The sequence below is a fragment of the Microbacterium thalassium genome (assembly GCF_014208045.1).
Lineage (GTDB): Bacteria > Actinomycetota > Actinomycetes > Actinomycetales > Microbacteriaceae > Microbacterium > Microbacterium thalassium.
In genome coordinates this window covers 2591232-2613559 of sequence record NZ_JACHML010000001.1, presented here as the reverse complement: position 1 = coordinate 2613559, position 22328 = coordinate 2591232, and the positions used below count along the sequence as shown (strand labels likewise).

Below are 22328 nucleotides of genomic sequence, written 5' to 3'. Positions count from 1 at the left end.
GCCTGCTCTGGCCAGTCCAATGCTCGCTACTGTGAGCGGATGGACTCCCGGGTTTCGGCGCGATCGCTGGCGACGGCATTGGGCGGCTGGCGAACGCGAGAGCCGGCCTACGAAGCGCTGGCCGACGGCATCCGCCTGCTGTGCCTGGACAATCGCCTGGCCCCCAAGACCACGCTGCCGGCGGAGCGCGAACTCGCCGGTGCTCTGAGCGTCAGCCGCAGCACGGTCTCGTCGGCGTACGCGAGCCTGCGCACGAGCGGCCACGTGTCGAGCCTGCGGGGTTCGGGGACGGTGACGCTCGCACTCCGACGTCATGAGGCCGCGGGCATCGTGACCGGCGCGGGAGCGATCGACCTGCAGCAGGCGAGCCCCCCGGCTTGGCCGGGGCTCGCGGGGATCGTCGCCGAGACCGCGCAGGACGCGGCGGCCATCGTCGCCCGGAGCGGGTACGACACCCTCGGCAGCAGGCGTCTGCGCCAGGCGATCGCCGCACGCTACGTCGAACGCGGCATCCCGACCGACGCGGACGAGGTGCTCGTGACCACGGGGGCGCAGAGCGCGATCCACCTGGTCGCGTCCGCGCTGCTCGCCCGCGGCGACCGCGTGCTCATCGAGACGCCGACGTATCCGCACGCCGCGGAGGCGCTGCGTCGGGCGGGCGGGCGGCTCGTCGGCGTGCCGGTCACGACCGGCGACGGCTGGGACCTCGACCGTGCGCAGCAGGCCTTCGCGCGGACGCTGCCGGCACTGGCCTACCTCATGCCGGGCTTCCAGAACCCCACGGGACGCACGATGACGCCGCTCGAGCACGAGACGCTCGCAGCCGCCGCGGAGCGGGCCGGGACGGTGCTCGTCCTCGACGAGACCACCGTCGATCTCGACATCGACGGCAGGTCCGCGCCGCCGGCGCGCGTGCGCTCGGAGTCGTCCGTCGTGCGCATCGGCTCGCTCGGCAAGACCGTGTGGGGCGGGCTCCGCATCGGCTGGGTCCGCGCGCGTGAGGATGTGATCCGCCGTCTCGCGGCCGAGCGGCCCGCGCACGATCTCGGCACCCCCGAGCTCGAGCAGGAGATCGCCGTGCGCGTCCTCGACCGATTCGACGACGTCCTCGCTCAGCGCGCCCGGCTGCTCGGGGCGGGGCGCGACGCGCTGGTCGGCGCGCTGGGCGAGCGGCTGCCGTCATGGCGCGTGCCGACCGTCGACGGCGGACTGTCGCTGTGGGTCGAGCTCGGCGCGGCGCTGAGCCCGGCTGTCGTGATGGATGCGCGCACGCGGGGGGTGCTGCTGTCGGCGGGACCCCGGTTCGCCGTCGACGGGGGGCACGAGCGGCATCTGCGGCTGCCGTTCACGGCCCCCGTGCCCGACCTCGTCCGGGCCGTCGACATCCTGGCGGACTCGTGGCGACGGGTTCGAGCCGGGGTGCCGCACACCGCGCTGGAGGCGCTGGACCCGGTCATCTGATCCCGGTCACCGGCTGAAGCGCAGCGCGTCCACCGCATCGTCGGCCGACCAGAACGTTCCGACATCGACGAACCCGGCGGACGACGGGCGGAACCGGCGTGCCCGGTACGGGCGCTCGTGATCGGATGCCCCGTCGGATGCTGCGCGCGACAGGTGGCCGATCACGATTCCGGCGCCGTCCGTGACGCGCCACAGGTCGCGGCCGGCCGAGACCAGGCGCACGCCGCGTGCGCGCACCAGGCGCGGTGCGGCGGGGGCGAGTCCGGTGTGCGTCGTCATCACGCCCGCTCCCTTCTGCATCGGCTTCCGTTCTGCGTCGAACATAGGTGCACCCTCCGACATCGAGGCGGTCGCTCCCGCTTGCCGCGGGCTGTCCTCCCCAGGTCGGTCCCGTCGGCGATCCGTCCACATCCCGGCGGCCGACCGCGTCCGTGCGAGCCGCACGCGGGAGTGTGTCCCTGCGCCGGTGCCCGTCGGGCACGCGGGCACCGGCGCGGCGGGGAGAGGCTCCGCCGAGACGAGAGAGGACGCACGATGTCAGACATGATCACGTTCACGGGCCGCATCGGGACCCCGCCGACGCAGAAGGTCATCGCCGGGGGAACCACGGTGACGACCTTCCGCGTCGGCAGCACGCGGCGCAGGCGCGACGCGCAGACGGGGCGGTGGAACGACGACGGGACGAGCTGGTACACCGTTTCGGCCTATCGGAGGCTCGGCGACTTCGCCGCCGCGTCGCTGCGCACGGGCGAGCCGGTGGTCGTCGTCGGCCGGCTGAAGATCCGCGAGTGGGAGAACTCCGGCGCGAAAGGCGTCGCGATCGACGTGGACGCCGACGCGATCGGCCACGATCTGAACTGGGGCACGAGCACCTTCGCGAAGCCCGAACGCGCAGCGGCCGAGTCGAGTGCGCAGCGCGACCCCGAGGAGGAGTGGGCCCGACCCGGCGGGGACGGGGAGGAACCGGATGCGTGGGTGACCGCGCCCATTCCGGCCGCGGGTGCGGCTGGAGGCTCCGACCCGTCGACCGAGACGCCCTTCTGACGGCCGAACTCCGGCGCCGGCGGTCGTAGACTCGCGGCGTGCCCCGTCTCCGACTGCGTCCGCCGAGCGCGCCCGCACGGTCGAGGGGGCTCGTGGCGCGTACGGGGAGTCTCGTCGTCTCGCTGACGCTGACGCTGGCGCTCGCGTCCAGCGGCTGTTCCGACGGCGGTGGAGCCGATCCCGACGCCGACCGTGCGATGTCGCCCTTCCCGGCGACCGCGGCACCCTCACCGTCGCCGGCGGCGCCCACTCCGACGCCGACCTCGGATCCGACGGCTTTCGATCCGGATGCCGACCTCGAGCAGAACCTCGCTGTGTTCGGTTCCGTGATCGATGACGTCTGGGCCGGTGATCGCCGCGGCGAGGGGCGCGCCTACGTCGACGCGCTCGTCGCCGCGGGTTTCGTGAAGTCGACCATGGAGCTCACCGCCGACGCCACAACGGTCGGCAACGCCGCAGAGAGCATCCAGATCGCCGTGCTGTGGCAGCAGCAGTGCCTCATCGGGCAGGTCGGCCCCGCCACCGGGGAGCCCGTCGCCGTGGCCGCGCCCGCTCTGGCCGAGGGGCGATGCCTGGTCGGGGACACGCGCCCGATCGACTGGTGACCCCGAGGCGCCGTCGCCTGCCCTCGCCCGGTAGGCTGGGACGCTGATGCTCGCGAGTCCAGGGAGAACAAACGCGCATGGCTGAGTACATCTATTCGATGGTCCGCGCCCGCAAGGCGGTCGGCGACAAGCTGATCCTCGACGACGTCACGATGGCGTTCCTCCCCGGGGCGAAGATCGGCATGGTCGGCCCCAACGGCGCCGGAAAGTCGACGATCCTGAAGATCATGGCGGGGCTCGACCAGCCGTCGAACGGCGAGGCGAAGCTCAGCCCGGGCTTCAGCGTCGGCATCCTCATGCAGGAGCCCGAGCTCGACGAGGACAAGACCGTCCTCGAGAACATCCAGGAGGGCGTGGCGATCAAGGCCAAGCTCGACCGGTTCAACGAGATCTCGGCGCTCATGAGCGACCCCGACGCCGACTTCGATGCGCTGCTGGCCGAGATGGGGACGCTCCAGGAGGAGATCGACGCCGCCGACGCCTGGGACCTCGACTCGCAGCTCGAGCAGGCGATGGACGCCCTGCGCACGCCGCCCGGCGACGCATCCGTCAAGCACCTGTCCGGCGGTGAGAAGCGTCGCGTCGCCCTCGCCAAGCTCCTGCTCCAGAAGCCGGACCTGCTGCTGCTCGACGAGCCCACCAACCACCTCGACGCCGAGAGCGTGCTGTGGCTCGAGCAGCACCTGCAGAAGTACCCCGGCGCCGTGATCGCGATCACGCACGACCGGTACTTCCTGGACAACGTCGCCGAGTGGATCGCCGAGGTCGACCGCGGCCGGCTCATCGGGTACGAGGGCAACTACTCGACCTACCTCGAGAAGAAGCGCGAGCGTCTCGCGGTGCAGGGCAAGAAGGACGCCAAGCTCGCCAAGCGACTCGCCGACGAGCTCGAGTGGGTCCGCTCCAACGCGAAGGGACGTCAGGCCAAGTCGAAGGCGCGTCTGGCGCGCTACGAGGAGATGGCGGCCGAAGCGGAGCGCACGCGCAAGCTCGACTTCGAGGAGATCCAGATCCCGCCGGGCCCGCGCCTGGGCAGCGTCGTGATCGAGGCCAAGAAGCTCGAGAAGGGCTTCGACGGACGCTCGCTCATCGACGGGCTGAGCTTCTCGCTCCCGCCGAACGGCATCGTCGGCGTCATCGGCCCCAACGGCGTCGGCAAGACCACGCTGTTCAAGACCATCGTGGGCCTCGAGCCGCTCGACGGCGGCGACCTGAAGATCGGCGAGACGGTCAAGATCAGCTACGTCGACCAGTCGCGCGGCAGCATCGACCCCAACAAGACGCTGTGGGAGGTCGTGTCGGACGGCCTCGACATCATCACCGTGGGCAAGACCGAGATCCCGTCGCGCGCGTACGTGTCGAAGTTCGGCTTCAAGGGCCCGGACCAGCAGAAGAAGGCGGGCGTGCTGTCGGGCGGTGAGCGCAACCGCCTGAACCTCGCGCTCACGCTCAAAGAGGGCGGCAACCTGCTGCTGCTCGACGAGCCGACGAACGACCTCGACGTCGAGACGCTGCAGTCGCTCGAGAACGCGCTGCTGGAGTTCCCCGGCTGCGCCGTGGTCATCACGCACGACCGGTGGTTCCTCGACCGCATCGCGACGCACATCCTCGCCTACGAGGGGACCGACGAGAACCCCGACCAGTGGTACTGGTTCGAGGGCAACTTCGAGGCCTACGAGGCCAACAAGATCGACCGCATGGGCCCCGAGGCCGCGCGTCCGCACCGCACCGCCTACCGCAAGCTCACGCGTGACTGAATCGATCCCGGACGCCGGCGGCCCCGCGACGGGCCGCCGGCTCCACCTCCCCATCCACGTCCGCTGGGGCGACCTCGACGCGTTCAACCACGTCAACAACACCTCGATGCTCAAGCTGCTCGAGGAGGCGCGCATCCGGGCGTTCTGGCAGCCGGAGCCGGGCGAACAGGCCCCCTCGACGGCGGTGCTGGACACCGGCGTCGACAGCGGCGTGCTCATGCTCATCGCGCGCCAGGAGATCGAGTACCTCGCCCCCGTGCCGTACCAGCGGGCGCCGCTGGACATCCAGCTCTGGTTCGGCAAGCTGGGCGGATCGAGCATCGAGGTCTGCTACGAGGTCTTCTCGTCGGCCGCGCAGCCCACGCTGTACGCCCGGGCCACGACGGTCGTGGTCAAGGTCGACGCCGCGTCGGGGCGCCCGATGCGACTGTCGCCGCTCGAGCGCGACGCCTGGGAGCCCTACCTCGGCCCCGCGCTGAGCTACGCCCACCGACGCTGAGGCGCGCGGAGGCGGCACGGTCCGCGCCGGTGCTGCGGCGCCGACAGCGGGGGATAGCCCCCGGAAATCGTCGGGCTCCCACCAGCGACGGTCACGTAGCCGGTTCCTAGCGTGAAGGCGTGGACCTCAACGCGCTGCTCGCCGACATCGCCGCCTCGCCGTGGGTGCCGCTCGTCGTGCTGCTCGTGTGCGTTCTCGACGGGTTCTTCCCGCCGGTCCCGAGCGAGACGACCGTCGTCGCCGCGCTGGCCGCGACGGTCGCGACCGGCGACCCGCTCCAGGTCTCGGTGATCGCGGTCGCCGCCGCGTCCGGCGCCGTGGCGGGCGACAGCATCGCCTACGGGCTCGGCCGCCGCATCGGGCTCGAGCGCTTCGCGTGGATGCGCAGGCCCGCCGTGCGGCGCGTGGCCGACTGGACGCGAGCCCGCGTGCATCGCTCGCCCGCCGTCCTCATCCTCGCGGGACGGTACGTGCCCGTCGGCCGCGTCGCCGTGAACGCGACGGCCGGTGCCTCGCGCCTGGCGTATCGGCGGTTCCTTCCGCTGTCGTCCGTCGCGGCGATCGCGTGGGCGCTGGTGTGCCTCGCGGTCGCGACGGTCTCGGCGACCTGGTTCGGGGACCCGCTGTGGGCGTCGCTCGCGGCCGTCGCCGTCATGCTCGTGCTCGGCGTCGTCCTCGACGCGATCGGCCGCCGGCGGCTGTCACCCGCGGCGCCCGCACGCCGCCCGGCCCCGCCGCTCACGACGGGTCGGGCACCCGCACCATGATCTCCTGTGCGACCGTCGCCAGCAGCTCGCCGTCTCGCGTGTAGACGCGACCTGTCGCCAGCCCGCGGCCGCCGCGGGAGCTCGGCGACTCCTGCACGTACAGCAGCCACTGGTCCACGCGCCCGAAGCGGTGGAACCACATCGCGTGGTCCAGGCTCGCGACCCTGAGCCCGCGCGTGGCCCACGGCACCCCGTGGACGCGCAGCACCGACTCCTGGATGGTGAGGTCGCTGAGGTAGGCGAGCGCCGCGCGGTGGACGGCGCGGTCGTCGCCGATCATGCGGCGCACCCGCATCCACACCGCCTGACTCGGCCGGCGCTCGCCGTCGACCGACGTGTAGATCGGCGACGGGACGTGGATGAGGTCGGCGGGACGGTCGGTGAACAGCCGCTTGGACATCGGATGCAGGCCGTGCAGGTGCGACTCCATGTCGGGCAGGTCCTCGGGGCCCGGGATGCCCTCGGGCATCGGGACCTGATGCTCGAGCCCCGGATCCTCGTCCTGGAACGACGCGATCATCGAGAAGATCGGCACGCCGTCCTGGAACGCCTGCGTGCGGCGCGTCGAGAACGAGCGGCCGTCGTGGATGCGGTCGACCGAGAACGTGATGTCGTTGGCCGAGTCGCCCGGCCGCAGGAAGTAGCCGTGCATCGAGTGGATCGCCCGGTCGTCGGGGATCGTGCGCGTCGCCGCCACGAGCGACTGCGCGAGCACCTGGCCGCCGAACACCCGTCCCAGCGGCATCGACTGCGAGTGCCCGGTGAAGATGTCCTCGGTCGTGCGCGCGTTGTGCCCCGTGATGTCGAGGACCGCGAGCATCGACGCGACCGGATCGGGCTCGCCCTGCTCGTCTGCCGGTGCGTTCTGGAGGGCGTCGCTCACGGAGCTCCCGTCGTCGATGTGGGCGGCCCGGAATCGGGTGCCGGGTGTTCGCTCGGTAGTCTAGGGCGGATGTCCCAGCGCCTTCTGTTCTCCGATTCCGCTGCGGCGGCCGATGCCCTCACCTACAGCTCGCGGACGGCGCCGTTGGGAGACGGCGCGGTGCGCCTGCGCGCGACCGGAGGGGTCATGGCGATGACGTCCGCGCCGCTCGCGCCGCGCGGCCTGCTGGATCCGACGCCGACGGTGCTGGGCATGCGCGTGCTCGCCGTCGATCCCGAGCTCGAGTGCGACCTCGTGGTCGAGGCCTCGACCCTCGTGCGGGCCGACGACGACCCGGCGGCGGTCGTCCTCCCCGACTCGTCGGTGTCGGCCGGGTGGGCCGGCGTCGCACCGCCGCGCGCGGGGTGGCAGCAGGTCGGCGCGTTCGACGCGGCGCTGCTCGCCGAACGCGCGCAGCACGGCGTGACCGCCGTCGCCGGGGCGATGCCCGAGAATCCGGGCGAGGACGTCGTACGTCAGGTCCGCGCCTCGATCTGGGGAGCGCCGGACGCCGCCCTGGACGAGCTGCCGCTCGGCGCGGCCTTCGCCGCCTACGCACTCGGCTTCCTCTCCGGCGACGAATCCGCGCGAGTGCTGACGGCGGCGTCGTGGACGCGCATCACGCTCGAGCGCGGACACGTCCTGGTGCGCCGCCCCGCGGCATCCGGGCTCACCGCCGTGCGCGCGACGGGCCGCAGCAGCGCCTGACGCCGCACGCGGTCACACGGCTGCGGCCGCCGCGCGCCCGGCGCTGCGGCCGGAGAAGAGGCATCCGCCGAGGAAGGTGCCCTCGAGCGCCCGGTACCCGTGCACGCCGCCGCCGCCGAACCCGCTCGCCTCGCCCGCCGCGTAGAGCCCGGGGACCGGCGCGCCGTCCGCGCCGAGTGCGCGGGACTGCAGGTCGGTCTCGATCCCGCCCAGGGACTTGCGCGTCAGGACGTGCAGCTTCACGGCGATGAGGGGTCCCGCATCGGGATCCAGGAGCCGGTGCGGCGACGCGGTGCGGATGAGCCGGTCGCCGCGGTACGCCCGGGCGGAGCGGAGCATCGCCACCTGCGCGTCCTTGGTGAAGTCGTTGTCCATCTCGCGGTCGCGCGCCTCGATCTCGGCGCGCACGCGGGCGGGGTCGAGCACGTCGCCCCCGGGCATGGCCCGCATGCCCGCGATGAGGTCGTCGAGGCTGTCGCGGACGACGAAGTCCTCGCCGTTGTCGAGGAAGGCCTGAACCGGCCCGGCCGCCCCCTTGCCGAGCCGCGAGCGCATCAGCAGCGCGACATCCCGTCCGGTGAGGTCGGGGTTCTGCTCGGAGCCCGAGAGCGTGAACTCCTTCTCGACGATGCGCTGCGAGAGCACGAACCACGAGTGGTCGTGGCCGGTGCCGCGCAGGTGCTCGAGCGTGCCGAGCGTGTCGAACCCCGGATACAGCGGAGGAGGCAGCCGCAGTCCGGTGGCGTCGAGCCACACCGACGACGGGCCCGGGAGGATGCGGATGCCGTGGGCGGGCCAGATCGGATCCCAGTTGTGAAGCCCCTCGACGTAGTGCCACATGCGGTCGCCGTTGATGAGCCGGGCGCCCGCGGCATCCGACACGGCCTGCATCGACCCGTCGACGTAGGCGGGGACCCCGGTGACCATGTGGTCGGGCGGCGTTCCGAGGCGCGCCGGCCAGTTCCTGCGGACGAGGTCGTGGTTGCCGCCGATGCCGCCCGACGACACGATCGTCGCCGACGCCTCGATCTCGAAGGCGCCGACGACCTCGCGGGAGGTCGCGACCCCGCGGTCGGCGGCCGACGGCGACAGGATGTCGCCGGTCGCGCCGACGACGTGCCCGTCGCGCGTCGTGAGGCCCGTGACCCGATGGCGGGGGAGCACCGTCACGAGGCCGTCGGCCTCGGCGGTCTCGAGAGCGGCGCGGAACGGCGCCACGAGGCCGGGGCCGGTGCCCCACGTGATGTGGAACCGCGGCACGGAGTTCCCCGGGCCCAGGGCGTTGTAGCCGCCGCGCTCGGCCCACCCCACGACGGGGAAGAAGCCCACGCCCTTCGACCGCAGCCACGGACGCTTCTCGCCGGCGGCGAAGTCCAGGTACGCCTCGGCCCAGCGGCGCGGCCACGCGTCCTCGTCGCGGTCGAAGCCGGCGGTGCCGAGCCAGTCCTGGCGAGCGAGTTCGAGCGAGTCCGAGATGCCGAACCGGCGCTGCTCGGGGGAGTCCACGAAGAACAGGCCCCCGAACGACCAGAACGCCTGCCCGCCGAGGTTGCTGCGCGGTTCCTGGTCGACGATCGTGACGGTCTTCCCCGCGGCCGCCGCCTCGCCGGCGGCGACGAGTCCGGCCAACCCCCACCCGATGACCAGGACGTCGCTGCGGTGGGGTGTGCCGGGTGCGGGCATGGGGAGACTCCTTCGTCGTGGGCGCGCCGGGGGAGGGGTCAGGGACGCGCGGGGCCGGTGGCGGGTCGGACGGTCAGATCGGGTCCGGCGGCGGGGCGGCTTCCGGCCGCCGGTCCGATGCCGGACGGCTCGAACGTGTTCACCATGGCATGAGCGGCGCGCTGCAGGTAGTCCCACAGCGTCGTGTCGTGCAGGGGCGACAGCTCGAGTTCGTCGACGGCGGCCCGCATGTGCGCGAGCCATCGATCGCGTGCCTCGGGATTGACGTGGAACGGCGCGTGGCGCATGCGCAGGCGCGGGTGACCGCGGCGCTGACTGTAGGTGGTCGGGCCGCCCCAGTACTGCTCGAGGAACATCAGCAGGCGCTCCTCGGCGGGGCCGAGGTCCTCTTCGGGGTACATGGGCCGCAGCACCTCGTCGTCGGCCACGCCCCGGTAGAAGGCCGCGACGAGCGTGGCGAACGTCTCGTGCCCGCCGATCTCGTCGTAGAAGGACAGCGGCGCGGATGCGTCGGTCATGGCATCTCCTCGGGGTTGCCGTCTTCGGCGGGACGCCGCTGCGGGCGCTTGGGCCGCCACAGCGGGCGCACCTGGACCTCGTCGGTGGCGGGGGTGAGCGGGGTGGGCTTGGTCTTCGGCGGGTTGGCGCCGCGGACGCGGCGGGCGGCATCCGTCCCCGTCAGCGTGACGGCCGCCAGCTGGGGGAGATCGATGCCCGCGCCCGCCATCGCGCGCCGTACGCGCACGCGCAGCTCGCGCGCGACGTCGTCCCGTGCGGCCGGCCGGGTCTTGATCACGAGCCGGATCATGAGGTGCTCGCCGCCGACGGACTCCAGGCCCCACACCTCCGGATGCTCGATCACGCGCGTGCGCCACTTGGCGTCCTGGGCGAGCTCCTCCGCCGTGTTCAGCAGCAGCGCCTCGACCTCGTCGAGGTCGGAGCCGACCGGCACGCCCAGGTCGATGATGACGCGCGACCACCCCTGCGACATGTTGCCGATGCGGGTGATCTCGCCGTTGCGCACGTACCAGAGGGTGCCGTTGACGTCGCGCACATGCGTGACGCGCACGCTCACGTACTCGACGATGCCCGTCGCCAGTCCCAGATCCACCACGTCGCCGATGCCGATCTGGTCCTCGGCGACGATGAAGATGCCGTTGAGCACGTCCTTGACGATGTTCTGCGCGCCGAAGCCGAGCCCGGCGCCGATCGCCGCGGTCAGCAGCGTCAGGCTCGTCAGGGCGTTCGGCATCAGGATCGAGACGATGAGCATCAGCGCGATGATCACGATCGCGACGTTGACGATGTTCTGCAGGATCGAGCCCAGCGTCCGCGTGCGCTGGACGAGTCGCACGGATGCGAGCGGCGAGCGCTCGAGCGCCTGCGTGTCGAGGACGTTCGCCTTGGACTTCGCACCGCGCACGACGCGATTGACGACGCGGCGGATCACGATCTTGAGCAGCCAGCTGAGGAGGATCCCGCCGACGACGATCGCGAGGATCGTGAGCAGGGTCGTCCCCGCCTCCTGGAGCCACGCGAGCACGTTCGCCCACCACTCGGGTGTGGTCGCGGCGGGCGCATCGCCTGCGGAGAGGAGCGTGGTCGGCATCGGTTGAATCCTAATGACGGATGCCTCGGCCGCACCTGTGTGCGAGCCGAGGCATCCGTGTGGACGCGGACTACTGCGCGTCGCACTCCTGTGCGGCGAGGGCCCGCTCGACGCCCGCGAGGTTCTCCGAGACGAGGCGGCGCAGCGCCGGCGACACCTCGGTGTGCTCGGTGAGCCATACGCGCGTGGCGTCGCGCAGCTCGGCGGAGGCGAGCGGCGCCGGGTACAGGCCGAAGATCAGGTACTCGGCGATGTGGTACGTGCGGGACTCCCACACCGGCAGCAGCATGTCGAAGTACGCCGGGATGAACTCGGCGAGCAGATCGCGACCGGCCGGGTGGGTGAAGCCCAGAGCGGTCGAGCGCACGATGGTGTTCGGCAGCTCGGCGCGCGAGACCAGGCCGTCCCATGCGGCCTGCTTCGCCACGCTCGACGGCAGGGCCGCCTTCGCCTGAGCGGCGAACTCGCCGCCCTTGGCGGTGTTGTCGGCGGCGCGCGCCTCGTCGATCTGCTCGGCGGTCACGAGGCCTCCGGCGGCGAGCGACACGAGCAGCGCCCACGACAGGTCGGTGTCGATCGTCAGGCCCTCGAGGGCGATCTCGCCGTCGCGCAGCTGACGGACGGTCTGCCACTGCGGGTCGGTCGCGGCCGCCGAGGCGAACGCGGTCACGAACTGCAGCTGGCTGTCGGTGCCGGCCTCGGCCGACTGGGCGAGCGCCCACAGGCCGTCGGCGACCTTGATGCGGGTCTGGTGGCGCTTGTCGGGCGCGACGTACGAGTTCGCGGTGAGCTGCAGCTGGGCGAGCGTCGTGCGGACGGTGGTCGACTCCGTCTCGCCGGCGATGTTGCGCAGCACGAGGTCGACGTAGTCGCTGGGGGAGGCCTCGGCGTCACGGGTCATGTCCCACGCGGCGCCCCACACGAGCGAGCGCGCGAGCGGGTCGGCGATGTCGCCGAGGTGCTCGATGGCGGTCCGGAGCGAACGCTCGTCGAGTCGGATCTTCGCGTAGGCGAGGTCCTCGTCGTTGAGCAGGATCAGGTCGGGGCGCTGCAGGCCCACGAGCTCCCGCACGTCGGTGCGGTCGCCGTCGACGTCCAGCTCGACGTGGTGGACGCGCACGAGCGCGCCGTCCTGCATCGAGTAGAAGCCCACGCCCAGGCGGTGCGGGCGGATCGTCGGGTAGTCGGCCGGGGCCGTCTGCAGGATCGAGAACTTCGTGATCGTCCCGTCGCGCTCGTCGATCGCCGGGGTGAGGGTGTTCACGCCCGCCGTCTCGAGCCACTTCTTCGACCAGGCCGACAGGTCGCGGCCGCTCGTGGCCTCGAGCTCGGCGAGGAAGTCGGGGAGCTCGGTGTTGCTCCACGCGTGCTTCTTGAAGTACGAGGACACGCCCGCGAAGAACTCGTCGATGCCGACCCAGCTCGACAGCTGCTTGAGGACCGAGCCGCCCTTGGCGTACGTGATGCCGTCGAAGTTGACCTCGACGTCGTGCAGGTCGTTGATCTCGGCGACGATCGGGTGGGTCGAGGGGAGCTGGTCCTGGCGGTAGGCCCAGGTCTTCTCCATCGCGTTGAACGTCGTCCAGGCGGCGGTCCACTCGGTGGCCTCGGCGGTGGCGATCGTCGACGCCCACTCGGCGAAGGACTCGTTCAGCCACAGGTCGTTCCACCACTTCATCGTCACGAGGTCGCCGAACCACATGTGGGCGAGCTCGTGCAGGATCGTGACGACGCGGCGCTCCTTGACGGCGTCGGTCACCTTGGAGCGGAAGACGTAGGTCTCGGTGAACGTGACCGCGCCGGCGTTCTCCATGGCGCCGGCGTTGAACTCCGGCACGAACAGCTGGTCGTACTTCTCGAAGGGGTAGGGGACGTCGAACTTCGACTCGAAGTACGCGAAGCCCTCACGGGTCTTGTCGAAGATGTAGTCGGCGTCCAGGTGCTGCCACAGGCTCTTGCGGCCGTAGACGCCGAGCGGGATCACGCGGCCCGAGGCGCTCGTGAGCTCCGAGAACGTCGACTCGTACGGGCCGGCGATGAGCGCCGTGATGTACGACGAGATGCGCGGGGTGGGCGCGAAGGTCCACGTCGCGGTGCCGTCGCCGTGGTCGGCGGGCTCGGGCGTCGTCTGGTTCGACACGACCTTCCAGGCCGCCGGCGCCGTCACCGTGAACTGGAACGCGGCCTTCAGATCGGGCTGCTCGAAGACGGCGTACATGCGGCGCGAGTCGGGCACCTCGAACTGCGAGTACAGGTAGACCTCGCCGTCGACCGGGTCGACGAAGCGGTGCAGGCCCTCGCCGGTGTTGGTGTACAGGCAGTCGGCGTCGATGACGAGCTCGTTCTCGGCGGCGAGATCCGTCAGTGCGATGCGCGAGTCCGCGAAGGCGACGGCGGGGTCGAGCTCGCGCCCGTTGAGGACGATGGAGCGGACCTCGCGTGCGATGAGGTCGATGAAGGTGGCGGCGCCCGGCGTCGCGGCGAAGCGCGCGGTGGTGCGCGAGCCGAAGACCTCGGCTCCCTTCGTCAGGTCGAGCTGCACCTCGTAGGACTGCGACTCGACGACGGCGCGGCGCTCCTGCGCTTCGATGCGGGTGAGGTTCTCTCCAGGCACTGCAATGCTCCCGTGGGTTCTGGGGTCGTGGGCCGCGCGGGCGCTCCTGGCGCACACGCAACCGCTCCAGCCTACGTCAGGACCCCGAAAACGCACGGATGCGAGGATGGAGGGGTGAGTACCGACGTTCCCTTCGCCTCCGAGGCGGCGTCCTCCGGCGCGCCGCACATCGAGACCCCCGTCGCCTACGACGCCATCCTCCTCGCCGGCTTCGGCGGCCCCGAGGGGCAGGACGACGTGATCCCGTTCCTGCGCAACGTCACGCGCGGACGGGGCATCCCCGACGAGCGGCTCGAGGAGGTCGCCCATCACTATCGCCACTTCGGCGGCGTGAGCCCCATCAACGCCCAGAACCGCGCGCTCAAGGCCGCGCTCGAAGCCGAGCTCACGCGCCGGGGGATCGACCTGCCGGTGTACTGGGGCAACCGCAACTGGGGTCCCTATCTCGAGGACGCCGTGCGGGAGGCCGCCTCCGCAGGCGACACGACCCTGCTGGGTCTGGCGACGAGCGCGTACTCGTCCTTCTCGAGCTGCCGTCAGTACCGCGAGGACTTCGCCCGTGTGCTCACCGAGACGGGGCTTGCCGGCACCGTGACCATCGACAAGGTCCGGCAGTTCTTCGACCACCCCGGCTTCGTGCAGCCGTTCATCGACGGCGTGCGCGACGCGGTCGGCGGCTTCCTCGCCGACGGCATCGCCCCCGGCGCGATCCGCGTTCTCTTCTCGACGCACTCCGTCCCCACGGCGGATGCCGACCGGTCGGGTCCCCGCGACGTCGACTTCGGCGAGGGCGGTGCCTACGCCGCGCAGCACCGCGCGGTCGCCGAGGTCGTCATGGCGGCCGTCGCCGGCGACATCACCGGCGCCGGCGCCGTCGGGTGGGAGCTGGTCTACCAGTCGCGCTCGGGCCCGCCGAGCCAGCCCTGGCTCGAGCCCGATGTCTGCGATGTGATCGCGGAGCTTCCGGCGGCCGGCGTCGAGGCCGTCGCGATCGTGCCGCTCGGATTCGTCAGCGACCACATGGAGGTCCTGTGGGACCTCGACACCGAGGCGATGGACGCCGCGGCCGAGGCCGGCCTGCGCGCGGTGCGCACGCAGACGCCCGGCGTGGATCCCGCGTACGTTGCGGGACTGATCGATCTCGTCGAGGAGCGGCTGAACGGCACCCCCGCGGCCGAGCGGCCGCACGCCACCGCACTCGGGCCGTGGTTCGACGTGTGCCGACCCGCCTGCTGCGAGAACGTGCGAGCCGGGTTCAAGCCCGCCGCCGCCGGTCTCGCTCCCTAGGATTGACCCCATGCGCATCCACATCGCGACCGACCACGCGGGCCTCGAGTTTTCCACGCAGCTGCAGCACCACCTGGCCGAGGCCGGCCACGAGGTCGTCGACCACGGGCCGATCGAGTACGACCCGCTGGACGACTACCCGGCGTTCTGCATCCGCGCCGCGCAGGCGGTCGTCCGCGACCAGGAGGCCGGCGTCGAGGCGCTCGGCGTCGTCTTCGGCGGATCGGGCAACGGCGAGCAGATCGCCGCGAACAAGGTGCGCGGCATCCGCGCGGCGCTGGTGTGGAGCCTCGCGACGGCCGAGCTCGCGCGCGAGCACAACGACGCCAACGTGATCGCGATCGGTGCGCGCCAGCACACGTTCGAAGAGGCGGTCGCGTTCATCGACGCCTTCGTCGCGACGCCGTTCAGCGGTGCGGAGCGCCACGCGCGCCGCATCGGGCAGCTCGCCGCGTACGAGAACGACGGCACGCTCGAGCCCGACCCGCGCGCCGAGACGGGGCGGCCGGACGTGCTGGCGTCGGACGACAGCTCGTTCGACCCCGAAGCCGGCTGATGCCGGAGGGACACTCCGTCCATCGCATCGCCCGCCAGTTCGACCGCAACTACGTCGGGCGCGCGGTGCGCGCTTCGAGCCCGCAGGGGCGGTTCGTCGAGGGCGCGTCGGTGATCGACGAGCGCACCGTGATGTCGGTGCGTGCGGTCGGCAAGCAGATGTTCCTCGAGTTCGAGGGCGACGTGTGGCTGCGCGTGCACCTCGGGATGTACGGCGCGTGGGACTTCGCCGGCGAGATCCTCGTCGACCCCACGATCGCGTCGGCCAACGGGCGCATGGGCCAGACCAATCAGCGCGGCACGGATCTCGAGGGCGAGCCGATCCTGGACGACGCGGGGGAGAACTCGCTGACCTCGATCGGCGCTCCGCGCCGCGCGCGCGTGCACGTGCGCATGTCGGAGCAGACCACGGGGCTCGCCGACGAGGGCGACCAGTGGCCGCCGCCGGTCGTCGGGCAGGTGCGCCTGCGCCTCATGACAGAGGTGACGTGCGCCGACCTGCGCGGGCCGACCGCGTGCGAGCTGCAGGATCCCGAACAGGTGCAGGCGACCATCGGCAAGCTCGGCCCCGACCCGCTCGTGGACGACGTCGCCGAGGGCGAGGAGCGCTTCACGCGGGTCGTGCGTCGCAAGCCGACGGCGATCGGCCTGCTGCTGATGGATCAGGCCGTCGTCAGCGGCATCGGCAACGTGTACCGCGCCGAGATGCTCTTCCGCGCCCGCCAGAACCCGCATACTCCGGGGCGCGACGTCCCCGAGGATGTCGTGCGCGGCCTGTGGCGCGACTGGGTGAAGCTCCTGCGGACCGGCGTCGAGACCGGCCAGATGATGACGATGGACGACCTGTCCGACGAGGATTATCGCAAGGCCATGGCCAGTCGCGACGATCGCCACTGGGTGTACCACCGCGCCGGGCTGCCGTGCCGCGTGTGCGGCACGACGATCGTCGTCGAGGAGGCGGCCGGTCGGAAGCTGTACTGGTGCCCGAACTGTCAGAAGGGGTGACGGATGCGTCAGAACCCGAGTTTCGCGATGACGGACGTGACGGAGCTGCGCCGTCTGATCGACCTGAATCCGTGGGCGACGCTGGTCAGCGCGGCCGATGACGGCCTCGTCGCGTCGCACTACGCCGTCCTGCTCGACGACCGCGACGACCTCACGATCGTCGGCCACGTCGGGCGTCCGGACGATCTGATCCACGGCCTCGGCTCGCGCGAGCTCATGGTCGTGATCCAGGGTCCGCACGGCTACGTCTCGCCGGGCTGGTACGGCGACGTCGCGGCGGTGCCGACGTGGAACTTCGTCTCGGCCCACCTGGCCGGCGTGCCCGAGCTGCTCGGGCCCGAGGAGAACCTCCGCATCCTCGACCGGCTCGTCGCGCGGTTCGAGAGCGGCAGGCCGCAGCCGCGCACGCTGTGGGAGGCGCCCAACGATCCCGCGTTCGTCGAGCGTCTCGAGCGGGGGACGGTCGGCTTCCGGCTGACTCCGACGAAGGTGGTCGCCAAGCGCAAGCTCAGCCAGAACAAGCCGGACGACGTCGTCGAGACGATCATCGCCGAACTCGGCGCCGGTGCCGGCGCGTACGCCGATCCGCGACTCGCCGGCGAGATGCGCCGGGATCTCGACACCCGCAGAGCGGCCCGATGACGCCCGGGGTCGGCGAACGCGTCTCGGTCGTCGCGGGAGTGCGGCTCACCGGGAGCGAGCGCACGGATCCGTTCGCCGACGACCTCGTCGACGTGCACCTCGCGGGCGACCGGATCGCCGACATCGCACCCGCCGGCGCGCTGCCGCATCGCGGCGCCGTGCTGCACGGCGACGGCGCGTGGCTCATCCCCGGCCTGTGGGACCACCACGTCCACGTCGTGCAGTGGGCCCTCGCGGCCCAGCGCGTACCGCTCGGCGGAGCGACGAGTCCGATGCACGCCGCCGCGCTCATGCGCGACGCTCCTGTCCTTCCCGACGGGCGCCGGATCGGCTCGGGGTTCCGCGACGCGTTCTGGGCCGACGCCCCGACGCTCGACGTTCTGGACGCGGCGACCGGCGATGTCCCGACCTATCTGATCAACGCCGACGTCCACAGCGTGTGGCTGAACTCCGCCGCGCTGCGGCGCGAAGGGCTCCTCCCGGTGGGCACCGGCGTCCTCCGCGAAGAACCGGCGTTCGAGATCTCGCGACGGCTCAACGACGTCGTCCCTGCGGCATCCGATCCTCTCGTCGCGCGCATGGCGCGGGACGCGGCCGCGCGTGGAATCGTCGGCCTCGTCGATCTCGACATGGCGTGGAACGAGGAGGCGTGGGCCCGGCGTCTGAACGCCGGTCTCGACACGCTGCGGGTGGAGTTCGGGATCTACCCCGAGCACCTCGATCGCGCGATCGCCGAGGGCCTGCGCTCGGGCGACGTCGCGCGCGGCACGGCATCCGAGCTCGCCCGCGTCGGGCCGCTCAAGGTGATCACGGACGGGTCGCTGGGCACCCGCACGGCCGCGTGCTCGCATCCGTATCCCGGCGACGCGCAGGATCGCGGTCTGCTCACGGTCGACCCGTCGTCGCTCCAGGAACTGCTCGGCCGCGCGACCGCCGCAGGCCTCGCGGTCGCCGTGCACGCCATCGGCGATGTGGCCAACAGCCACGCGCTGGACGCGTTCGCCGCGACGGGCGCGTGGGGGACGATCGAGCACGCCCAGCTCGTCGCCCACGCCGACATCCCGCGGTTCGCCCGGCTCGGCGTCGGCGCCAGCGTGCAGCCCGAGCACGCCCTGGACGACCGGGACCTCACGGATTCGATCTGGGCCGGGCAGACGGCCCAGCCGTATCCGCTGCGCGCGCTCGCCGACAGCGGCGCGAACCTCCTCTTCGGGTCGGACGCCCCGGTCGCAGCCCTCGATCCGTGGGCGGGGATGGCGGCGGCCGTCCACCGGACCCGCGACGGCCGCGAACCCTGGCAGGCGCGCGAGGCGGTGGACGGTGCCACCGCGCTGGCCGCCACGACGCACGGCGGCTCGCAGGACGCCGCGATCATCGAACCGGGCGCCATGGCCGACCTCGTGCTGTGCGAGCACGACCCGCTCACCGCGTCCGAGACGCTGCTGCGGGGGCAGCGCGTGGCGGCGACGCTCGTGGGATCCCGCATCACTCACCGCGACTCGTGAGCGCGATGGCGGGATCCGGCGGCGCGAGCGACTAGCGTCGAGGAGTGCCATCCGCCGACCACGAATTCGGGCCGCAGAATCTGGGGCATCCCACCCAGACGGTGACCCGTCAGCCGCGCGACCGGTCGCCCGAGCACGCCGAGCCGTCGCGGTTCCTTCCGCATGTGCAGGGTCTGCGGGCGATCGCGGTCCTGTTCGTCGTGCTGTACCACTTCTGGCCGGGGCGGCTGTCGGGCGGCTACGTCGGCGTCGACGTCTTCTTCGTGATCTCGGGGTTCCTCATCACGTCGCACCTCATGCGCGAGCTGACGGCGACGGGCACCGTCCGGCTGTCGCAGTTCTGGGCGCGGCGCGCCCGGCGCCTGCTGCCGGCTTCGCTCCTCGTGCTGCTGTTCTGCGCGATCGTCGCCGGCACCCCGTACCTCATGCCGATCTCGGCGCTGCAGAACGAGGTCAGCGAGATCATCGCGGCGACTTTCTACGTCGAGAACTGGTACCTCGCGCTGAACTCGGCCGACTACCTCAACCACGCGGGCGACCCGACGACCGTCCAGCACTACTGGTCGCTGTCGCTCGAAGAGCAGTTCTACGTCATGTGGCCGCTCATCATGCTGCTGGCGGCATGGATCGGCGTGCGGTCCTTCCGCGGCGCGCGCCGCCGCGCGGTGCTGGTCGCACTCGGCGTCGTCACGGCGGCGTCCTTCGTGTTCTGCGTCGTGTTCACGATCACGGATCCGGCGCCGGCGTACTTCGTCACGTTCGGCCGCATGTGGCAGTTCGGCGTCGGCGCGATGATCGCGCTGGTTCCCCTCCTCCGGGTCCGCCACGCGGTGGGGAGCTTCGTGCTCGGCTGGGCCGGGATCGCCGCGCTGCTGTACGCGGCGTTCCGCTTCGACGGCCAGACGCCGTTCCCCGGGTACATGGCACTGCTGCCGACGCTCGGGGCCGCCGCCGTGATCGCGGCGTCGAACGCCGACCGCTGGTGGTACCCGACGCGGCTGCTGGCGATCCGCCCCGCGCAGTTCACCGGCGACATCTCGTACTCGCTGTACCTGTGGCACTGGCCGCTGATCATCATCGCCCCGTCGGTGCCGTTCTGGGGGCTGACGATCTGGCACCGCGTGTCGCTCCTGGCCATCTGCTTCGTGCTGGCGTGGCTGACCAAGCGCTTCGTCGAGGACCCAGCCCGCAGCTGGAAGGTGCTCACGACGCGTCCGGCGCGCGTGACCCTGTGGTCCTCGCTCGCCGCGATGGTGCTCGTCGCCGGCGTCGCGGGCGGCGCGTGGGCGGTCAACGCGCCGGCATACCGAGAGGGTGTCGCCGAGATCGAGCAGCTGCGCGCCGACCCGCCCGAGTGCTTCGGCGCGGCATCCGTCCTGGATCCGTCGTGCGCCGGGGTCTCATTCGAAGACATCCGGCCCGATCCCGGATTCGCCGGCATCGACCGGCCCGAGCATCCGGAGTGCTTCGTCCAGCTCAACGACGCCCGGCCGGTCTCGTGCGCGTTCGGCGTCGACGACCCGGATGCGCCGACCGTGGCCCTGATCGGCGACAGCCACGCGTACCAGCTGCTGTCGACCTTCGACCGGATCGCGCAGGAGCGCGGGTGGCGCCTCGTGACGTGGTTCAAGGGCGCCTGCCCGTGGAACACCACGCCGCTGTCCACGCCCGGCGCCTTCGGCCAGGCGTGCACGCAGTGGCGGGAGGACGTCGGCGAGGCGCTGGCGGCCTCCGACGTCGACGTCGTGTTCACCGCGGCGCTCGCGACGACGCCGTACTCCGCCGCCGGATACGACTCCGCGCACGACGCCGCGGTCGCCGGATACCGCGAGGCGTGGAGCGAGATGACCGATCGCGGCGTCCCGGTCGTGACCGTGGTCGACAACCCGGTGTGGGAGACGGACCCGAACAAATGCCTGCGCACGCACGACGACGCGTCGGAGTGCGATGGGGCGCGCGACGACGTGCTCGTCGCCGACGATCCGCTGCGCGATGCCGCGGCGGGCCTCGCCGACGTCACGCTGCTGGATTTCACCGATGTGTTCTGCGACGCGGACGCCTGCTTCCCGGTCGTGGGCGGGGCGAACCTCTACCGCGACCAGGACCACATCACCGTGACCTTCGCCGACAGCCTGGGCCCGTGGTACCAGGCCGCCCTCGAGGACGCGCTGGCGGTCCGTGCGCCGTAGGGTCGGAGCATGACGATTGCCGAAGGTGCCTCCGTCCTGTCCGTCGCGGGCTCGAGCCCGCACCTCGCCGAAGGGACGTTCGTGGCCGCCGGAGCCCGCGTCATCGGCGACGTGAGACTCGGCGAAGGTGCCAGCGTCTGGTACAACGCGGTGCTGCGCGGCGACAGCGCGAGCATCACCCTGGGTGCCGGCAGCAACATCCAGGACAACGTGTCGGTGCACGTCGACGACGGCAGTCCCGTCGTCATCGGCGAGAACGTGTCTGTCGGTCACAACGCCGTCGTGCACGGCTGCACGATCGGTGACGGCAGCCTCATCGGCATGGGATCGGTGGTGCTCAGCGGCGCGGTGATCGGCGCGGGGAGCCTGGTCGCCGGGGGAGCCGTCGTGCTCGAGGGGACGGTAATCCCCGAGGGATCGCTCGTGGCGGGCGTCCCCGCCAAGGTGCGGCGCGAGCTGTCGGACGCGGAGCGCGCGAAGATCCTGCGGAATGCCGAGATCTATCGCGCGCACACGGCGAACCACATCTCGGCGGAGCCGGTCGGCGGCGAATGACCGAGTGTGCGAACGTGCGTCGGCAGCCTATCGTCGCCGCACCTTTTCTCTCCGCGGCCCAGGCGGAAATGAGGGCAGATGCACCGACGGCGCTGAGCGCCGCTCAGGGGCGCCGGCGAGACACGGCGCGAGCCGCGCGCGCGCGAACCCTCTGGATCCGGTGGACCGCTCGCCGGACGAACTCCGGGCCGACAAGGTCGACGCGGGTGAGCAGCGGAAGGGTGTGCAAGTCGATCACGATTGGGGAGCGTCCGCCGAACCAGCGGTCTAGCTCCAGGCGATCCACCGACAAGCCCTTGGCGCCGGTGAAGCCGGTGCCGCTCCTTCCGCCGAAATGGTGGACGTACCTCTCGTGCTCGAAGTATCCGCGGACCGACAGATCAGCACTCAGCAGCCCAGCCTGCTGCTTCGTGATGGCCCAGAACCACTGATGCTCTTCGTCGAGGGGCGCGCTGCGGTACAGGTCTGCGTCGATCAGATAGCAGTAGCCGTCGACTCGCAGCGGGTCGGGCACCATTCCATATGACGATGCGCCGCGCGAGTGGTGCGACAGGAGATTGCTCAACCACGCATCGTCCCGGATCTCGACGTCGCTGTTCAGGAGCAGGAAATGCGTGGCGTCGGGGGCGGCAAGGGTCGCAGCCAGATTGTTCCCGCCGGCGAACAGGGTGTTGGTGGGCGAGAAATGGAGTGTGTCGATCAGGCCCTCGTCGTCGAGACGGTGCAGAAGCCCTCTCGTCGGCTCTTCCGATGCGTTGTCCACCACGACGAGTTCGAAGTTCACATCGCATGTCCGGTCACGCACCGTGCGGACTGCGATCTCGACGAACTCGGGTGCGTTGTAGGTGAGCATCAAGATGCTCACTTTGGGCGGCACGTCGGACTCCTTCACAGCCGGCCGAATGGCATTTCGCGAACGGG

At 71.5% G+C, this 22328-nt stretch carries 21 protein-coding genes; 14 read left to right on the top strand and 7 right to left on the bottom strand.

From position 1 onward, the window contains the following. Window positions 1-39: 39 nt before the first annotated feature. Complete coding sequence (gene yczR, locus HD594_RS12060; RefSeq protein ID WP_184751184.1) at window positions 40-1461, top strand: MocR-like transcription factor YczR; 1422 nt, start codon at window positions 40-42, stop codon at window positions 1459-1461. 6 nt (window positions 1462-1467) lie between these two features. On the opposite strand, the gene HD594_RS12055 is transcribed toward yczR, so the two are convergent. Next, on the bottom strand, window positions 1468-1785 hold the full coding sequence (locus tag HD594_RS12055) for a hypothetical protein (RefSeq protein WP_246414024.1): 318 nt from the start codon (window positions 1783-1785) through the stop codon (window positions 1468-1470). Between the two features lie 219 nt (window positions 1786-2004). On the opposite strand from HD594_RS12055, the gene HD594_RS12050 reads away from it, so the two are divergent. The 5 genes from HD594_RS12050 (at window position 2005) to HD594_RS12030 (ending at window position 6133) form a co-directional block, all read left to right on the top strand. After that, window positions 2005-2505: a single-stranded DNA-binding protein gene (locus HD594_RS12050; protein ID WP_184751183.1), complete on the top strand. Its 501-nt coding sequence runs from the start codon at window positions 2005-2007 to the stop codon at window positions 2503-2505. A gap of 38 nt (window positions 2506-2543) precedes the next feature. Next, window positions 2544-3110: a DUF6993 domain-containing protein gene (locus tag HD594_RS12045; RefSeq protein WP_271171261.1), complete on the top strand. Its 567-nt coding sequence runs from the start codon at window positions 2544-2546 to the stop codon at window positions 3108-3110. A 77-nt stretch (window positions 3111-3187) separates the two neighbouring features. Further along, complete coding sequence (ettA, locus tag HD594_RS12040) at window positions 3188-4867, top strand: energy-dependent translational throttle protein EttA (protein ID WP_184751181.1); 1680 nt, start codon at window positions 3188-3190, stop codon at window positions 4865-4867. Then, complete coding sequence (locus HD594_RS12035) at window positions 4860-5366, top strand: acyl-CoA thioesterase (protein ID WP_184751180.1); 507 nt, start codon at window positions 4860-4862, stop codon at window positions 5364-5366. Before ettA ends, HD594_RS12035 begins: the two co-directional genes overlap by 8 nt. A 119-nt stretch (window positions 5367-5485) precedes the next feature. Next, the gene (locus HD594_RS12030) at window positions 5486-6133 is read left to right on the top strand and encodes a DedA family protein (protein ID WP_184751179.1); all 648 of its coding nucleotides are present in this window, start codon (window positions 5486-5488) and stop codon (window positions 6131-6133) included. On the opposite strand, the gene HD594_RS12025 is transcribed toward HD594_RS12030, so the two are convergent. Then, entirely contained in the window at window positions 6105-6953 is an 849-nt protein-coding gene (locus HD594_RS12025; RefSeq protein ID WP_184752829.1) for an acyl-CoA thioesterase, read from the bottom strand. The genes HD594_RS12030 and HD594_RS12025 overlap by 29 nt on opposite strands. 132 nt (window positions 6954-7085) lie before the next feature. On the opposite strand from HD594_RS12025, the gene HD594_RS12020 reads away from it, so the two are divergent. Continuing rightward, on the top strand, window positions 7086-7763 hold the full coding sequence (locus HD594_RS12020) for a DUF8185 domain-containing protein (RefSeq protein ID WP_184751178.1): 678 nt from the start codon (window positions 7086-7088) through the stop codon (window positions 7761-7763). A 12-nt stretch (window positions 7764-7775) separates the two neighbouring features. Here the strand turns inward: HD594_RS12020 and HD594_RS12015 are convergent, their stop codons facing one another. From HD594_RS12015 to pepN, 4 genes are all read right to left on the bottom strand, one after another. After that, window positions 7776-9446 carry an FAD-binding dehydrogenase gene (locus HD594_RS12015; RefSeq protein ID WP_184751177.1) on the bottom strand — a complete coding sequence of 557 codons (1671 nt, stop codon included), beginning with the start codon at window positions 9444-9446 and terminating at the stop codon, window positions 7776-7778. Window positions 9447-9484: 38 nt separating this feature from the next. Beyond that, a complete protein-coding gene (locus HD594_RS12010; protein ID WP_184751176.1) occupies window positions 9485-9964 on the bottom strand; it encodes a globin in 480 nt (159 codons plus the stop codon). Next, window positions 9961-11055 (bottom strand): mechanosensitive ion channel family protein, encoded by a 1095-nt coding sequence (locus HD594_RS12005; RefSeq protein ID WP_184751175.1) that lies wholly within the window; start codon window positions 11053-11055, stop codon window positions 9961-9963. Before HD594_RS12005 ends, HD594_RS12010 begins: the two co-directional genes overlap by 4 nt. A 70-nt stretch (window positions 11056-11125) precedes the next feature. Beyond that, the gene (pepN, locus tag HD594_RS12000) at window positions 11126-13669 is read right to left on the bottom strand and encodes an aminopeptidase N (protein WP_184751174.1); all 2544 of its coding nucleotides are present in this window, start codon (window positions 13667-13669) and stop codon (window positions 11126-11128) included. A gap of 114 nt (window positions 13670-13783) precedes the next feature. On the opposite strand from pepN, the gene HD594_RS11995 reads away from it, so the two are divergent. The 7 genes from HD594_RS11995 to HD594_RS11965 are packed head-to-tail and all read left to right on the top strand — an operon-like array spanning window position 13784 to window position 21407. Further along, on the top strand, window positions 13784-14956 hold the full coding sequence (locus HD594_RS11995; protein WP_184751173.1) for a ferrochelatase: 1173 nt from the start codon (window positions 13784-13786) through the stop codon (window positions 14954-14956). 10 nt (window positions 14957-14966) lie between these two features. Next, window positions 14967-15512, top strand: coding sequence for a ribose-5-phosphate isomerase (locus HD594_RS11990; protein WP_184751172.1), 546 nt, complete (start codon window positions 14967-14969; stop codon window positions 15510-15512). Continuing rightward, window positions 15512-16516, top strand: a complete 1005-nt coding sequence (locus tag HD594_RS11985) for an Fpg/Nei family DNA glycosylase (RefSeq protein ID WP_184751171.1) — start codon at window positions 15512-15514, stop codon at window positions 16514-16516. The genes HD594_RS11990 and HD594_RS11985 overlap by 1 nt, the downstream gene beginning before the upstream one ends. Before the next feature lie 3 nt (window positions 16517-16519). Further along, the gene (locus tag HD594_RS11980; protein WP_184751170.1) at window positions 16520-17158 is read left to right on the top strand and encodes an FMN-binding negative transcriptional regulator; all 639 of its coding nucleotides are present in this window, start codon (window positions 16520-16522) and stop codon (window positions 17156-17158) included. Beyond that, window positions 17155-18663, top strand: a complete 1509-nt coding sequence (locus HD594_RS11975) for an amidohydrolase (RefSeq protein WP_184751169.1) — start codon at window positions 17155-17157, stop codon at window positions 18661-18663. Before HD594_RS11980 ends, HD594_RS11975 begins: the two co-directional genes overlap by 4 nt. Before the next feature lie 44 nt (window positions 18664-18707). Then, the gene (locus HD594_RS11970; RefSeq protein WP_184751168.1) at window positions 18708-20852 is read left to right on the top strand and encodes an acyltransferase family protein; all 2145 of its coding nucleotides are present in this window, start codon (window positions 18708-18710) and stop codon (window positions 20850-20852) included. Window positions 20853-20861: 9 nt separating this feature from the next. After that, window positions 20862-21407 (top strand): gamma carbonic anhydrase family protein, encoded by a 546-nt coding sequence (locus HD594_RS11965; protein ID WP_184751167.1) that lies wholly within the window; start codon window positions 20862-20864, stop codon window positions 21405-21407. 103 nt (window positions 21408-21510) lie between these two features. Here the strand turns inward: HD594_RS11965 and HD594_RS11960 are convergent, their stop codons facing one another. Continuing rightward, window positions 21511-22284, bottom strand: a complete 774-nt coding sequence (locus HD594_RS11960) for a glycosyltransferase family 2 protein (protein WP_184751166.1) — start codon at window positions 22282-22284, stop codon at window positions 21511-21513. Window positions 22285-22328 lie beyond the last annotated feature (44 nt).

What these genes read in the sequence shown, in the direction of transcription:
- yczR (WP_184751184.1), top strand. Translation starts at nt 40, where the DNA reads ATGGACTCCCGGGTTTCGGCGCGATCGCTGGCGACGGCATTGGGCGGC.
- HD594_RS12055 (WP_246414024.1), bottom strand. Translation starts at nt 1,785, where the DNA reads ATGTTCGACGCAGAACGGAAGCCGATGCAGAAGGGAGCGGGCGTGATG.
- HD594_RS12050 (WP_184751183.1), top strand. Translation starts at nt 2,005, where the DNA reads ATGATCACGTTCACGGGCCGCATCGGGACCCCGCCGACGCAGAAGGTC.
- ettA (WP_184751181.1), top strand. Translation starts at nt 3,188, where the DNA reads ATGGCTGAGTACATCTATTCGATGGTCCGCGCCCGCAAGGCGGTCGGC.
- HD594_RS12025 (WP_184752829.1), bottom strand. Translation starts at nt 6,953, where the DNA reads ATGCTCGCGGTCCTCGACATCACGGGGCACAACGCGCGCACGACCGAG.
- HD594_RS12020 (WP_184751178.1), top strand. Translation starts at nt 7,086, where the DNA reads ATGTCCCAGCGCCTTCTGTTCTCCGATTCCGCTGCGGCGGCCGATGCC.
- HD594_RS12015 (WP_184751177.1), bottom strand. Translation starts at nt 9,446, where the DNA reads ATGCCCGCACCCGGCACACCCCACCGCAGCGACGTCCTGGTCATCGGG.
- HD594_RS12010 (WP_184751176.1), bottom strand. Translation starts at nt 9,964, where the DNA reads ATGACCGACGCATCCGCGCCGCTGTCCTTCTACGACGAGATCGGCGGG.
- HD594_RS12005 (WP_184751175.1), bottom strand. Translation starts at nt 11,055, where the DNA reads ATGCCGACCACGCTCCTCTCCGCAGGCGATGCGCCCGCCGCGACCACA.
- HD594_RS11990 (WP_184751172.1), top strand. Translation starts at nt 14,967, where the DNA reads ATGCGCATCCACATCGCGACCGACCACGCGGGCCTCGAGTTTTCCACG.
- HD594_RS11985 (WP_184751171.1), top strand. Translation starts at nt 15,512, where the DNA reads ATGCCGGAGGGACACTCCGTCCATCGCATCGCCCGCCAGTTCGACCGC.
- HD594_RS11980 (WP_184751170.1), top strand. Translation starts at nt 16,520, where the DNA reads ATGCGTCAGAACCCGAGTTTCGCGATGACGGACGTGACGGAGCTGCGC.
- HD594_RS11975 (WP_184751169.1), top strand. Translation starts at nt 17,155, where the DNA reads ATGACGCCCGGGGTCGGCGAACGCGTCTCGGTCGTCGCGGGAGTGCGG.
- HD594_RS11965 (WP_184751167.1), top strand. Translation starts at nt 20,862, where the DNA reads ATGACGATTGCCGAAGGTGCCTCCGTCCTGTCCGTCGCGGGCTCGAGC.